Below are 13870 nucleotides of genomic sequence, written 5' to 3' on the forward strand. Positions count from 1 at the left end.
AGGTCGGTCCACGGCCGGCCAGCCTGTCGTACTCGATGCGGAAGGTGCGGTAGGCGACACCGGGCTGGGCGAGGTGGGCTGCGCCAGTCTCCGGGTCTGCCCGGTCGAGCGTGTCCACGTCGGCGACGAGACGGCCACCGGGCCGTGTCACCGCCGCCAGTTCGCTGAGCGTCGCCCGGAGGTCGGCCAGCGAACTGCCGAGGCCGAGTTGTTTGCCCAGGGCAACGACAGTATCGAACCCATTGCCCGGCGGCCGCCGGAGGTCGCCGACCACTGCATCCGTGACGCCGCGCTCGCTGGCGACCGCGACAGCCCCCGGACTCCGGTCGACCGCCAGCACGCTGTGGCCGCGCTCCTGCAGCGCGAGCGCGTGCCGGCCGACGCCACAGCCGGCGTCGAGGACCCGTCCAGTAACGTCCGAGAGCAGACGCTGTTCGATGGGATGCCACTCGGACGGCGGCTCGAAGTAGCCCGCAAGATGCGCCTCGGTCAAATCGCCGTCGTCGCGGCGATAGCGGGGCCGCTCGGCGAGGTCGTCGCGGTGGAAGTCCAGTACCATCTGCCCGAAAGCGTCGTCCGGCATACTTCGGCGGTGCTGACGAACGAATGTAATAGTGCATTAAAATATGGTGTCGTGTAACGCACCGCATACGGGAAAGCGGGACACCGGCCGAGCGCAACGGACCGCGGCGGCCTACTCTTTCTCGCCGGCTCCGACGGCGCTCTCGCCGATTTTCTCGGAGCCCTCGATAACTTCCTGGCCGCCCATGTACGGGCGGAGGGGTTCGGGAACGGTAATGGTGCCGTCGTCGTTCTGGTAGTACTCCATGATGGCGACGAGGACACGCGGGACTGCCAGACCAGAGCCATTCAGCGTGTGGAGGTAGTCGGCGGATTCGTGCCGTTCGGGACGGTAGCGAAGGCCGGCGCGGCGCGCCTGGAAGTCCTCGAAGTTCGACACCGAGGAGACTTCGAGCCAGCGGCCGCCGCGGTCGGGGCCGTCCGCCATGTCGTCGCCGGGGGCCCACACCTCGATGTCGTACTTCTTGGCCTGTGTAAAGCCCATGTCGCCGGTGCACATGTCAAGCACGCGGTAGGGAAGTTCGAGACGGTCCAGTACCTCGGCGGCCTCGTCCAGTAGGCTCTCCAGTCGGTCGTAGCTGTTCTCCGGCCGGACGAAGTTGACGAGTTCGACCTTGTGGAACTGGTGGACGCGGACGTAGCCTCGCGTTTCTGTCCCGTGTTCGCCGGCCTCGCGGCGGAAGTTCGGCGAGAACGCCTGGTGTTTGACCGGCAGGTCGTCGTCCAGCAGGATCTCGTCGCGGTACATGTTGGTGACCGGCACCTCCGCCGTCGGCAGGAGCCACAGGTCGTCGCTGTCGTAGTCGTCGTCCTGGCGCGCGCCGACGCGGTAGGCGTCCTCGTCGAACTTCGGAAGCTGGCCGGTCCCTTCCATCGAATCGGAGTTGACGGGAATCGGCGGAAGCACGTCGACGTACTCCTGTTCGCGGTGGACGTCCAGCATGAACTGGATGAGGGCGTGTTCCAGACGTGCCCCCTCGCCCTTGACGAACTGGTAGCCGCCGCCGGACACCTTCGCGCCGCGCTCGAAGTCGAGCAGGTCGAGGTCCTCGCCGAGGTCGTAGTGAGGAATTACTTCGTCGGGCAGGTCCCGGAGGTCGTCGAACCCCTCGCGGTAGCGCTCGACGTTATCGGCCTCGCCCTCCCCGGTCGGGACCGACTCGTGGGGGACGTTCGGCAGTTCCAGCAGGGCTTTTTCCAACCGGGACTCCAGTTCGTCGGCGCGCTCCTCGACCTCCTGCAGTTCGTCTTTGAGTTCCTGCGAGCGGTCGATGGCCTCCTGTGCCTCCTCGTCTTTGCCGTCCTGTTTCAGCTGGCCAATCTTGCTCGACACTTCGTTGCGTTCTTGCCGGAGGCCGTCGCCTTCGGCCTTCAGTTCCCGCCACTCCTCGTCGATTTCGAGGATTTCGTCGAGGTCTACGTCCGTGACGCCCTTCCGCTCGATAGCGTCACGGACCGTCTCGGGGTGCTCCCGGACGAACTGTCTCGATAACATGGACGACGGTTCTCGGCGGCAGAAATTAGGCGTGTCGGTCCCGCGGTGGGGCTGCCCCCGACTGTCGACTTGTGCGTCTCCTCCGTTACGTTTCGCCGCCGACCTTGACCGCCAGTACCGGCACCGGCGAGGCCCGAACGACCGACTCGGTGACGCTGCCGATGAGTTCCTTGGACGGCCCGGTCCGCCCCTCCGTCGCCATCACGACGACGTCGATGTCGTTGCGCTCGACGTAGTCTACGACTTCCTCGTGGGGGACGCCCTGTTCGACCGCTGTGGTCACGGTGTCGATGCCGGCGTCTTCGGCCTGCGCGCGCAGGTCGTCGACGGCCTGCTGGCCGGCGTCAGCGAGGCGGTCGAAGATGCTGCTGTCCTCGAAATCGGGAATCTGTTCGACTACCTGTTCGGTTTCGAGGACGTGCAGCGCGTGCAGACTCGCATCGTGGCGCTGTGCGAGGTCGATAGCGTGTTCGGCCGCAGTTACGGACCCCTCGGAGCCGTCGGTCGGAACGAGTACGGCGTCGTACATACAGTGGTGTTTCTGATTCCGGGTAAATGGCTTTACCCTTCCTGACTATCGGTTGTCAAGACGGCCACAGCACAACGGTTTTGCCCCCGCCGGTCACGAGGAAGTGTATGGGAATCGGTGACGTTTACGAGGTGACGGTCGGGGACTGCACAGACGTCCACTACGTCGACACCGGGATGTACGACGTAGCCGAGTACGGCTCCGTTTACATCATCGACGCCGAGCGGCCGGCGCTGGTCGACACCGGCATCGGCGCGCGCCACGAGAACATCCTTTCAGCGATGGAGTCAGTCGGTATCGCGCCCGAGGATCTGGAGGTCATCGCGGCGACGCACGTCCATCTGGACCACGCCGGCGGGGCCGGCTACCTCGTCGAGGACTGTCCGAACGCGACGGTGTACGTCCACGAGTCCGGGAAGCGACACCTCGTCGACCCCCAGCGGCTCTGGGAGGGGACCAAACACGCCGTCGGCGACCAGATCGAGTACTACGGCAAGCCGATTCCGGTCCCCGAGGACCGAATCGAGACGCTAACCGACGGCGACGTGATCGACCTGGGCGATCACTCGCTGGACGTCATGCACGCGCCGGGCCATGCCCCACACCAGGTCGTCTTCTACGACCCCGTCGTCGACGGTGTGTTCACCGCCGACGCCGCCGGTATCTACACGCCGGCGACCGACGAGATGCACGTCACGACGCCGCCGGTCAACTTCACGCTGGAGGGGGCCCTCGACGACGTGGCGATGTTACAGGACCTCGACCCGGACATCCTCATGTTCGGCCACTACGGCCCGGCCGAAACCGGCGACAAACTGGAGACCTACGCCGAGATCCTGCCCGAGTGGGTTGCCGAAGTCGAGCGCAAGCGCGAGGAACTCGGCGACGACGAGGCGGTCATCGACTACTTCGTCAAACGGGCCGACACCGATACCTGGGGCGAGCGCAAGGGCCGCGCCGAGATGCGGCTGAACGTCCGCGGCGTCCTCGTGGCTCTCGACAACCGCGAAGAATAGCCAGCGTCACATCGGCCGTGGACTGGGCTCCCGATAGAGCCTTCGTGTGCCGTTGAGTGAGTGCGTTTATACGAGGCCGATACGTTAGGCTGGACAGATGGAGGCCAACTGTGGCTGGTAGTTCGGGGATACTGATTCCGCTTGTCGCCGGCATCATCGGACTTGGCGTCCTTGCACAGGTCCTCGCCGCGCGCCTGCGGGTGCCCAGTATCATCTTCTATTTACTGGTCGGTGTCATCATCGGCCAGCCCGGACTGGGCATCATCGGTGACGGCACCTTCGGCGGGGCGCTGTCCGCCATCGTCGGCTTAGCGGTCGCAATCATCGTCTTCGAGGGGGCCTACCACCTCCGGTTCGACCGTCTGCGTGAAGCCCCGGCTGCGACGTTCAGACTCGTTACCGTCGGTGCGGCTATCGCACTGGTGGGTACCGCTATCGCCGTCAAGTTCGCGTTCAACTCCGCGGCCGTCTCCTGGAACCTCGCGTTCCTGATCGGTGCGCTGCTGGTCGCAACCGGGCCGACGGTCATCACGCCGATCCTCAACGTCGTTCCGGTTCGGGACCGCGTCGCGGCCGCGCTGGAGACGGAGGGGATCGTCAACGACGTGACCGCGGCGATCATCGCCGTCGTCATCTTCGAGACGGTCAATCCGGCGGCGTCGAGCGAGGGGCTGTTGCGGGCGTTCGCGCTTCGATTGGGGACGGGGCTACTCGTTGGTCTCCTCGTCGCTGGCGTAGTGTACTACCTCCTCCAGTACGTCGACCTCTCGCCCGGTGACGCGCCGCGGAACTCCCGACTGCTCGTGCTCGCCGGGGCGCTCATCGCCTACGCGGGTGCGAACACGATAGCGACCGAGGCCGGCGTCGCCGCCGCCGCGACAGCGGGGATGGCGCTCGGGAACGTCGACCACCCCTACGAGGAAGACATCGAGGAGTTCAAAGGCGACATCACGCTGCTGGTGCTGTCGTTCGTGTTCATCGCGCTGGCGGCCCAGTTGGAGCTCGCGTCGCTCATCGACGTCGGACTGTCTGGCATTATCGTCGTTCTCGCCGTCGCGCTGGTCATCCGGCCGTTGCTGGTGTTCGTCTCGGCCGTCGGTGACCGGTTTACGACCAACGAGAAACTGTTCGTCAGCTTCGTCGGCCCGCGCGGTATTATTCCGGCATCTGTCGCCACGCTGTTTGCCGTTGAACTGAACGCCGCGGCCGAGGAGGTCACCGGGGCACAGGCCGAACTACTGGGGACGCAGGCGGATATCTTGCTGGGCACCGTCTTCCTTGTCATCTTTGCGACCGCCCTGTTTGAGGGCGGACTGGCGCGATTCATCGCGGAAAAACTGGATGTGATACCAATGCGAGTCATCATCGTCGGCGGCGGACAGGTGGGCCGAGCGCTCGCCGCACGCCTCGAAGACCGGGGCGAGAACGTCGTCATCATCGAGCAGGAAGAAGAGAGCGTCGAACGAGCCCGCAACGAGGGGTACGCCGTCGAGATCGGCGATGGCACCGACACCGATATGTTGCGGTCGGCCGGTGCGGACAACGCCAAGACCGTCGTCGCGGCGACCGGCGACGACGACGCGAACCTGCTGGTGTCACAGCTTGCGAGTTCGAAGTTCGGCGTCGACCGGGTCATCGCCCGCGCGAACAACCCGGACAACGTCGAGGCCTTCGAGGACCTCGGCGTTCGGACCATCTCCTCGGCGATGGCGACGGCCTGGGCCATCGACAACCAGATCGAGCGCCCGGCCATCGCCCACTGGATGACCGACATCGGTCGCAGCGGGGATGTCCAGGAAGTCGAAGTCAAGAACCCGGACCTCATCGGCAAGCCGATCAGTGAGGTCGGGCCGATGCTGCCCGACGCCTGCCTGGTCGCGCTCGTCAGCGGTGAGCTCCACGAGAATGCCGAAGTACCCACGGCCGACTACGTCCTCGAAGAGGGCGACATGGTGACGCTGCTGGGCCGTCGGGAGTCCGTCCGCGACGGGATGAAAATGGTCAGTGGCGACTAGTCGTCGGTAAGCCGTGTAACGTCTGACTCGTCGACGCCTTCTGTCCACGGCGACTCGCCGCGGTCGCCGTCCGTCTTGTACGTGCCGCGAGCGCTCGCGATGTGATGGCCATCGGTGTCGTACACTTCTGCGTCGACGACGGAGACGCTCCCGCCGCTCCGGATCACCTCCGCCTCAGTCCGCAAATCGGCGGTTGCGGGCGCGAGGTAATCGATCCGCATGTCGACCGTCGGCGAGACGGTGCCGGATTGCGAGACGACGGCCGCCCCGCCGACGGTATCGACGAGCGAGTACGTGACGCCGCCGTGTGCGATTATCGATTCGGGGTTCGAGGAGTGACCGTCCTCCAACGGGAGTTCGCCTGCCGCATAGCCGTCCTCGACGGCAGTTATTTCCATCCCTAACTGCTTGACAAACGGGATGTCGTTGAACATCGATTGGAGACTCATGGCTACCTCCAGGGAACCGAGTCTGATAAGTCTCCGAGAACGAACAACAACGGGTCAGGTGTGGTCGGTTCTACAGAACACGGCTTCCTGTCAGTCGCCCGCGACCGCTCCGTCCACGCTCTCTTCGTCCTCCGTGGCTTCTTCGGGGAGTAGATGCTCCGGGCGACGCAGGTAGCTCGGTTTCTGTGCGAACGCTTCGATTCGCTCCCACTCCTCAGGTGTGATGTGACCGTCCATACACAGTCCTCATGGTTGACACAACTTTAATCCTCGCAATCTAGATTAAAATTAACACTCACTACCCGGAACTGCCACCATCACAGTGCGTATCCGCTACCGAGAATGACGGCGTCAGTGTACTGTGGTGCGCCGCTACCGGCGTACTGCGCCCGCTCACTCCTCTTCTCAGCCATCCGGTGTCCTAATATGATTTTAGGCAGATATGTGGGTAGTACTATATGTCTGCTGTCGCTACCGGATAGTATGCAACCACAGCGGGCGACGTACGTGAAGAAGGCCTGCGCCTACATCACCAGAAACGGATCGGAACTCCTGGTGTTCGACGGACCGGGCCACGACGGGCTACAGATACCGAAGGGAACCGTCGAACCGGGCGAAAAACCGCGGGTCGCCGTACAACGGGAAGCCGTCGAGGAGAGCGGTCTCGCCTCCTTCGAGCGCCTGCAACACATCGCCACCGACGTCTGGACGCGTCGTGAATCACCCCCGAAGCGGTACGTGCGGTCGTTCTACCACCTTCCCGTCCACGAGTCCCGTGATCACTGGGTGCACACTGTCACCGGCACGGGCGAGGAGCGCGGCGCGGAGTTCGAATTCTCGTGGGTCGATCTCCCGACCGACGCCACCTTCGCGCTCGACCTCGACGACTACATCCACTCACTGACGAGTCCCGCCGAGGCGGCGACAGCCGGCGACGTGGCTGCCGATTAGCGACTGTCTTCTCTCGACTCTCGCTCGCGCGAGCGCCTCGACGTTCGCAAATAACGCACTCGAAAACGACGTACTGCGGTAAAATCCCGAAACTGCGCCGATAGCACCCAGTCAGGGCAGTCGGAACTCGATTGCCGCACCCTGGCCGAAGCCGACACACTCCGTCGCCAGGCCGAGCTCCGCGTCGCGGCGGTTCATCTCGTGGACGAGCGTCACCGGAAGGCGCGCGCCGGAGGCCCCGAGCGGGTGGCCGATGGCGATTGCGCCGCCGTTGACGTTGTAGATGTCGTCGTCGAAGCCGAGTTCGCGCTGGCAGTACAGGCACTGGGAGGCGAAGGCCTCGTTGAGTTCCACCAGGTCGTAGTCGTCCGTCTCACGGTCGGTGCGCTCGGTGAGTTTCCGGACAGCGGGGACCGGGCCGATACCCATCACGGTCGGGTCGACGCCGGCGACTTCGTGGGAACCGATCTCCGCCAGGATGTCGAGCCCGCGGTCTTCTGCGAACTCGCGCGACGTGACCATCAGCCCCGCCGCGCCGTCGGAAACCTGCGAGGCGTTGCCGGGTGTGACTGACCCGTCCGACTTGAACACTGTCGGTAGCTGGGACAGCTTTTCGAGCGTGGTGTCCGGGCGGATACCCTCGTCTGCTTCGAGCTGGCCGTCCTCGGTATCGATTGGGACGATTTCGTCGTCGAAGCGACCGGACTCCGTCGCGTCGGCGGCGCGCTGGTGGCTCCGGAGCGCGTACTCGTCCTGTTCCTGTCGGGCGACCTCCATCTCGCTGGCGACCTTCTCGGCGGTCATTCCCATCTGAAGCTCGCCGATATTGTAGTGCTCGGCCAGTCGCGGATGGACGTTGTGGGTGTTCTCGTCCATCTGCACGCGGGACATCGACTCGACGCCGCCGGCGATGAGCACGTCGCGCTGGCCGGCCGCGATGGCGTCGGCGGCCCGCATCAGCGCTTCGGCGGAAGACGCACACCAGCGGTTGATGGTCGATGCGGGGACGCTCTCGCCGAGGTCCGACAACAGCGCGATGACGCGAGCCATGTTGTTGCCCTGTTCCCCGCGCTGCTGGGCACAGCCCCACAGCAGGTCGTCAACGTCCTCGGCCTCGACGCCGGTCGACGCGAGCAACTGATTGATGAGCGGCACCGAGAGGTCTTCGCTCCGGACGCCGGCGAGTGCGCCGTCCTCCTTTCCCTGTGGCGTTCTGACTGCATCCACGATGACAGGTGTGGGCATGGACAACGGAACGTCTCGGCCTGTGTTAAAACCTGACAAACTCTACACAGTGGGGGAACCGTTGTCTCCGACCGGGCCAACCGCTCCCCGAAACAGTCGGACAGTGGGCTCACTCCTGTTCGAACGCCGGCGGCAGACCGGCGTGTCTGAGCCCCTCCTTCTCGTCGATGTGGAACCGATAGACTGCGATGTCGCCGTCCTCGATAGCGTCCTCGAGCAGTTCCGGCCGCCACGCCGTATCGAGCACGTCTGCGAGTTCGTCCCACTCGGACTCGGGGACGGCCTCGATGCCGCCCTGCAGCAGGACGCTCTCCCAGTGGAACATCGATTCGACCTTGTACACGAGCACGGCCGCGTCCGCTGCCGCCTCGGTCAACTGTTGTTTACGACTTGCCGACCCACCGATGAAGGTGAAATACAGCGACCGGTCACCGTCGTACCCGAACGACAGGGGAATCATGTACGGTCCGTTCCCGGTCGGCAGGCCCAGCACGCCGACCCGCTGGTTCGACAGAAACGCCGCGATGTTGCTGTCGTCCATGCGCGTGAGTCCGGCCGCTTCGAGGGTATCTATTGTCATATAGGTGTAACTTCAACTGAAACCTGTTTAATTAATTCGGCTATTCTTCGCTACGGAGAATTGCCCGCCCGGGCGTCTCGGTCGCCGCTACCCTTCCTGTGTTGCACCGGGGGCGTGGCGCTTGATTCGCTCGATGGCGGCGACGGCTTTGTTGCGCTCGGCGTACCCCTCGCCGGAGTCAGCGATGATTTCGCCGTTGCGGTGGCGGAGTCGCCAGCGCCACTCCTCGCCTCTGTCCTCGTACACCTCGAAGGCCGCGCTCCCGATCTCCAGCAGGTCGGCGTCGGCGGCGTAGGACTGGACCCGCTCGACGGCATCCATGGCTTTCGACCGATTTGCGTACCCCTCGCCGGAGTCGGCGACGAGTTCGCCGTTGGCCGCACGCAACCGCCAGCGCCACTCCTCGGCGTTGTCCTGATACACCTCGAAGCCGTCGTCGACCTCGGAGTCGGGCGCGAGTTCGCCGACGCGGCGGGCCGCCCGCCGGGCGTTCGACCGGGAACTGTACCCCTCGCCGCTGTCGGCGAGAATGTTGCCGTTGCGGTGGAGCAAGCGCCAGCGGAACTCCCCGGCGGCGTCGGCGTACACCTCGTACGCCACGGGGTCGATCTTGAGATAGGCCGCACCGGGGACGTACGCGCGGATGCTCTCCAGCGCCCGTCGAACGTTCGACTTCGAGGCGTACCCCTCGCCGCTGTCGGCAAGGATGTTGCCGTTGTCGTGGCGCAAGCGCCAGCGGAACTCCCCGGCCGAATCCTCGAACGATTCGAACGTCGCGTCGCTTTCGGGAGCCGGCACGACCGGCACGTCCTCGGCGGTGTCGTCCTCGGTCGCGTCCTCGAAGAAGACGACGGCTCCGCCGGCGGCGTTGGACTGGACGCTGCGGAGCCCCTGCATCGCCTTCTGGCGCGACGAATAGCCCTGTGCGCTGTCGGCGATGATATTGGAGTTCCGGTGGCGGAGCCGCCAGCGGTACTTGCCCGCCGAGTCCTCGAACAGTTCGAACGTCGCCTTGCTGTCCATCGCAGCCGCGATGGTGCCGTGGGCCGCGGCGAGTTCCGCCTCGGTAGCTTCTGTGACCGTCGCCATCTCCTCGCGGGCGGCCTCGCTGGTCGCCAACTTCTCGGCCAGCGTGTCGCGCTCGCGGGCCGCCTGCTCAGCGATTTGAGACTGCTCGCTGGCCGTCTGAGAGGCCTGCTCGGTCTCCTTGGACGCTCGCTCTGCTTCATCTGAGGACCGTTTGGCGGACTCCGTCGCTTCCTGTGCCGTCCGCACGGCCTCGTCGTATGCTTCCTTCCGCCCGGTCAGCAGCGGGGAGACAACCGCGCCGACCGCCATCAGTCCGAGGCCGACGATGTACAGCGTCACCGCCGGGTTCCCCTCGGGGCCGGTCCAGTTCGATGGGTAGAACGTGGTGAACCACACCATCGCGACCAGCCCGACCACCGCGCCGAGATATGTGAGTATCAGCCCACGCCGTGTCAGCGGCAGTCTGATTGTCGGTCCCGCAAACAGCAGTATGAGCCCGATAGCTCCCAGCAGATAGCCGAACTGCCGGGGCGTACTCCGCGATGCTGTCAGGTAAAACAGAAGGAGGCCGACGATACCGAGCACGATGCCGATGACGAACAGCCAGTAGCCGTAGGCTCGTCGTCGGTCGTCGGCTCGCCGATGCGGTTCCGATACACGCTGATTAATGTGTTATCAGTTGCCACGTTGGGAGTACACAGAGGGGGTATATTACCCTGGTGTCGGTCACCGGGGCTTCGAGTGACTTATACCGGTTGCGTGGTAACATCAGTGGGAATGAGCAATCCGGAACTGGATGTCGTTGAGTTTTTGCTGACGGCCACTATCTACAGCGAGCGGCGGGACCTCGAACCGGACGACCTGCCGGCCTCGTACCGGTCCGTCTTCTGGAGCGACGGCGAGATCGAACGGCCGCTGTCGGTCACCAACACGACCGCGAGCGAGGCCACCGGCGTCGAGCGGCCCTGGGCGGCCATCTCCGGCCTGATGTTCACCGACCGCGACGACTTCTCGGGGAGCATCTCCATGACGGACCGCGACCTCGCCGAGGAGTGGTTCCTCGAACGGGTCGATGCCGCGGACCTCGAAGACAATCCGGTCCTGGCGAAAGCCTTCGAGGACCAGGTCGAAGGCGCTGACTACGAGCGGGCCCGCGAGCAGAACCGACCGTCGCGCGCCGACCGCGCGTTCATCGACGCCAAACTGGAGGAGGCGTTCGACACCGACGACGAGGACGACGAGGAGATGCTGGACCTCGTGGACGTTCGCGCCCCCGAAGAGGTGGAGATGACCCTGGCCGACCTGGTGTTGACCACCGACCAGGAAGACGAGATCCAGAAAATCGTCAAGGCTATCGAGCACCGCGACTACCTCGCCCGCATCGGCCTGCGAGAAATCGGGAAACTGCTCTTCGTCGGCCCGCCGGGGACCGGCAAGACCAGCGTCGCCCGGGCGCTGGCCCACGACCTCGACCTCCCGTTCGTCGAAGTGAAGCTGTCGATGATTACCAGCCAGTACCTCGGCGAGACGGCCAAGAACGTCGAGAAGGTGTTCGAGGTCGCCAAGCGGCTCTCGCCGTGTATCCTCTTCATGGACGAGTTCGACTTCGTCGCCAAGACCCGGTCCTCCGACGAACACGCCGCCATCAAGCGCGCCGTCAACACCCTGCTCAAGAGCATCGACGAGATATCCTTGATTCAGGACGAGGTGCTGCTCATCGGCGCGACGAACCACCCGGACCAGCTCGACGCCGCCGCCTGGCGGCGCTTCGACGAGATCGTGAACTTCCCCAAGCCGGACCACGGGATGCGCGCGGATATCCTCCGTATCGTCACCCAGCAGATGGAGATCGACGACTTCGACCCCGAGACGCTGGCGGAGCTAACCGAGGGACTGACCGGGAGCGACCTCCGGCTCGTGCTCCGTGAGGCCGTCCTCAACGCCCTGACCGAGGAGCGGACCACGCTGACCCAGCAGGACCTTGAAGACGCCATCATCGACTTCGAGGAGCGGGACAACCTCAAGAACATGGACATGATGGACGGCGACGCCGACGCGCTGGTCGCCGGGAGCGGCGGCTTCTCCGGCGACGGTGGCAGCGACCACGACCACGATCACGACCACTGAGCGGCGGATCACCCGTTCGAGCGCCGGCTCTGGCCGTCGTTATGAGCGATCTACTTATCAGTGCAGGAACCATTCCCTGTAGCCATGGCTGACGATGACGTGTTCACCGAGACAGACGACCCCGCGGAATCGTGGGTCGACGTTCGCATGACTGACCCCGATGAAGGCGAGTGGGATGTAGACGTAGTTATCGCTGAAAAGCAAGTCGAGTACGTCGACCTACGTATCCGACCGGCACTGCTCGAAGGGTTCCTCGACTGCCTGTTCGACGACCTTTCCGACGAGCGCGCCCAGTCCCTGCTGGCGGCGACGCTGGAGCGACAGGACGTCGACCCGTCGGACCTCGCTGGCGAGTAACGAAAGCGAGGGGCTTAGGCGAGTCGCTCCCTGAAGGGACAGTAATGGAGGTCACGCTGCTTGGGACCGGCGACACGACGGGGACGCCGACTGTCCAGTGCGACTGTGACACCTGTGAACGGGCGCGCGACCCCGACGAGGAACTCCGGGCTCGCGTCCGCGAGCGCGGCATCGACCCAACGGGCGGCGTCGAGCGGTCGCGGTTCTCCGTGGCCGTGGCGAACGACGAAACCGGGGAGTCGCTACTCATCGATCTGAGCCCCGATTTCCGCCACCAGTTCCTCCGCGAAGGGGTCCCGCTGCCGGACGCGGCTATCGTCACGCACGTCCACTTCGACCATCTCGACGGTCTCGGGAACGCCTATCGCCTGTTCGACGAGCTGCCGGTCCACGCCGCCGACGAGACAGACCCGGTCACGGGTGAGAGTGTCGCAGAGGGCGTCCGGAGCCGCTATGACTACCTCGATACGATGTCTGTCCACGCACAGACGCCGTTCGAGCCGTTCATCGTCGCCGGCTTCGAGGTGACGCTCGTCCCGGTCACGCACCCGCCACTGCTGTGCTACGGCCTGCGAATCGAGGAACCACAGACCGGCGCGGTGCTGTCGATTTCCGGCGACACCTGCTACGACGTGCCCGACCGCTCGAAATCAGTGCTGACCGGGGCCGACCTCGCGCTCGTCGAGGGTATCGTCCATCCGGAAGCCTGCGAGTACCACCCGAAAGGCGGGACGCACCACGACGAGGATGGCGTCCCGCGGACGTTCGGCACGAAACACATGACCTTGCCCGGCGCGCGGGACTTCGCCACCGACATCGAGGCCGACGACTACCGCATCGTCCACACCGCACATTACGTCCCCGCGGACAGGGCCTTCGCCGATGACATCGGTCTCGACGGCGAGCGGTTCACGCTCTAATGGCCGTTCGGCTCCGTGAAACAGGGCGTAGCTTATAGGTACTGGCGGATAATGCCGCTATATGGACAGGCGCGGCATCGCGGAGGTCGGTGGGCTGTCGCTGGCCGGCGGTGTCCTCGCAACCGCCGCCCAGCAGGGCCTCGTGGGTGGTATCGACTGGGTGCTGGTGGTGGGACTGGTGGCCTGTATTGGTATCGCGGCCGCGGCAAACTATCAGGCCAGAACGAAACACGCGGCGCAGGTCGCAACTGAGGCCCCCGAAGTGACAGAAGACAACTACGAACAGCACGGCCGTCCGACAGCCGGCGACGGTGGCGTCCCTCCCGATAACGCGCCGTCAAGCGACGACGACCGGTAGCGTTGAGGACTTTTCTTAGCCGAACCGATCCAGTCCCGACTGGCGACGCCTACGCCCGTCGGGATCCGCCCGCCACGGCGTCCGCTCGGCCCGGAGCGACTCGCCGTTGACGGCCGGCGGGTCGGCCGCATCATAGCCCCCGCAGTCCCGGGCCGCATTCGTCGCTCTCGCGGACAGCGCGCCCTTCCACTCTGACCAGTACGGAATCCCGTCCGCT

At 65.0% G+C, this 13870-nt stretch carries 14 protein-coding genes and 2 pseudogenes; 7 read left to right on the forward strand and 9 right to left on the reverse strand.

The window, feature by feature from the left end:
* The 3 genes from GJ630_RS17695 to GJ630_RS17705 all read right to left on the reverse strand — a co-directional run.
* On the reverse strand, window positions 1-583 hold a 583-nt coding region (locus tag GJ630_RS17695), incomplete at its 3' end, for a class I SAM-dependent methyltransferase (protein ID WP_191450574.1).
* 111 nt (window positions 584-694) lie between these two features.
* Window positions 695-2077: a serine--tRNA ligase gene (serS, locus tag GJ630_RS17700; protein ID WP_014039114.1), complete on the reverse strand. Its 1383-nt coding sequence runs from the start codon at window positions 2075-2077 to the stop codon at window positions 695-697.
* A gap of 85 nt (window positions 2078-2162) precedes the next feature.
* Window positions 2163-2606, reverse strand: a complete 444-nt coding sequence (locus GJ630_RS17705; protein WP_014039115.1) for a universal stress protein — start codon at window positions 2604-2606, stop codon at window positions 2163-2165.
* 107 nt (window positions 2607-2713) lie between these two features.
* Here GJ630_RS17705 and GJ630_RS17710 point away from each other — a divergent pair, with 107 nt between their 5' ends.
* Window positions 2714-3622, forward strand: a complete 909-nt coding sequence (locus tag GJ630_RS17710; RefSeq protein ID WP_191450576.1) for an MBL fold metallo-hydrolase — start codon at window positions 2714-2716, stop codon at window positions 3620-3622.
* A 110-nt stretch (window positions 3623-3732) separates the two neighbouring features.
* On the forward strand, window positions 3733-5637 hold the full coding sequence (locus GJ630_RS17715; RefSeq protein WP_129755847.1) for a cation:proton antiporter: 1905 nt from the start codon (window positions 3733-3735) through the stop codon (window positions 5635-5637).
* On the opposite strand, the gene GJ630_RS17720 is transcribed toward GJ630_RS17715, so the two are convergent.
* Together GJ630_RS17720 and GJ630_RS19695 are read right to left on the reverse strand one after the other, a co-directional pair.
* On the reverse strand, window positions 5634-6086 hold the full coding sequence (locus GJ630_RS17720) for a PaaI family thioesterase (protein WP_050037338.1): 453 nt from the start codon (window positions 6084-6086) through the stop codon (window positions 5634-5636). The genes GJ630_RS17715 and GJ630_RS17720 overlap by 4 nt on opposite strands.
* Before the next feature lie 90 nt (window positions 6087-6176).
* Window positions 6177-6323 carry a hypothetical protein gene (locus GJ630_RS19695; protein WP_008307084.1) on the reverse strand — a complete coding sequence of 49 codons (147 nt, stop codon included), beginning with the start codon at window positions 6321-6323 and terminating at the stop codon, window positions 6177-6179.
* A 246-nt stretch (window positions 6324-6569) separates the two neighbouring features.
* On the opposite strand from GJ630_RS19695, the gene GJ630_RS17725 reads away from it, so the two are divergent.
* Complete coding sequence (locus GJ630_RS17725) at window positions 6570-7037, forward strand: NUDIX domain-containing protein (protein ID WP_014039119.1); 468 nt, start codon at window positions 6570-6572, stop codon at window positions 7035-7037.
* Window positions 7038-7148: 111 nt separating this feature from the next.
* Here GJ630_RS17725 and GJ630_RS17730 read toward each other — a convergent pair whose 3' ends face one another.
* The 3 genes and pseudogenes from GJ630_RS17730 to GJ630_RS17740 form a co-directional block, all read right to left on the reverse strand.
* Entirely contained in the window at window positions 7149-8282 is a 1134-nt protein-coding gene (locus GJ630_RS17730; protein ID WP_023843054.1) for a thiolase family protein, read from the reverse strand.
* Between the two features lie 109 nt (window positions 8283-8391).
* Window positions 8392-8862 carry a pyridoxamine 5'-phosphate oxidase family protein gene (locus GJ630_RS17735; RefSeq protein ID WP_014039121.1) on the reverse strand — a complete coding sequence of 157 codons (471 nt, stop codon included), beginning with the start codon at window positions 8860-8862 and terminating at the stop codon, window positions 8392-8394.
* An 87-nt stretch (window positions 8863-8949) separates the two neighbouring features.
* Window positions 8950-10550, reverse strand: a pseudogene (locus GJ630_RS17740) (DUF1508 domain-containing protein).
* Between the two features lie 118 nt (window positions 10551-10668).
* Here GJ630_RS17740 and GJ630_RS17745 point away from each other — a divergent pair.
* The 4 genes from GJ630_RS17745 to GJ630_RS17760 all read left to right on the forward strand — a co-directional run bounded on the left by GJ630_RS17745 (window position 10669) and on the right by GJ630_RS17760 (window position 13653).
* Complete coding sequence (locus GJ630_RS17745; protein ID WP_064287094.1) at window positions 10669-12018, forward strand: ATP-binding protein; 1350 nt, start codon at window positions 10669-10671, stop codon at window positions 12016-12018.
* Between the two features lie 84 nt (window positions 12019-12102).
* Window positions 12103-12375 (forward strand): hypothetical protein, encoded by a 273-nt coding sequence (locus tag GJ630_RS17750; RefSeq protein WP_014039123.1) that lies wholly within the window; start codon window positions 12103-12105, stop codon window positions 12373-12375.
* A gap of 44 nt (window positions 12376-12419) precedes the next feature.
* A complete protein-coding gene (locus GJ630_RS17755) occupies window positions 12420-13295 on the forward strand; it encodes an MBL fold metallo-hydrolase (protein WP_191450578.1) in 876 nt (291 codons plus the stop codon).
* 61 nt (window positions 13296-13356) lie between these two features.
* Entirely contained in the window at window positions 13357-13653 is a 297-nt protein-coding gene (locus tag GJ630_RS17760) for a hypothetical protein (RefSeq protein WP_129755850.1), read from the forward strand.
* Window positions 13654-13668: 15 nt separating this feature from the next.
* Here GJ630_RS17760 and GJ630_RS17765 read toward each other — a convergent pair.
* Window positions 13669-13870, reverse strand: a pseudogene (locus tag GJ630_RS17765) (hypothetical protein); the annotation flags it as partial.

This window comes from Haloarcula sp. CBA1122, assembly GCF_009741785.1.
GTDB lineage: Archaea > Halobacteriota > Halobacteria > Halobacteriales > Haloarculaceae > Haloarcula > Haloarcula hispanica.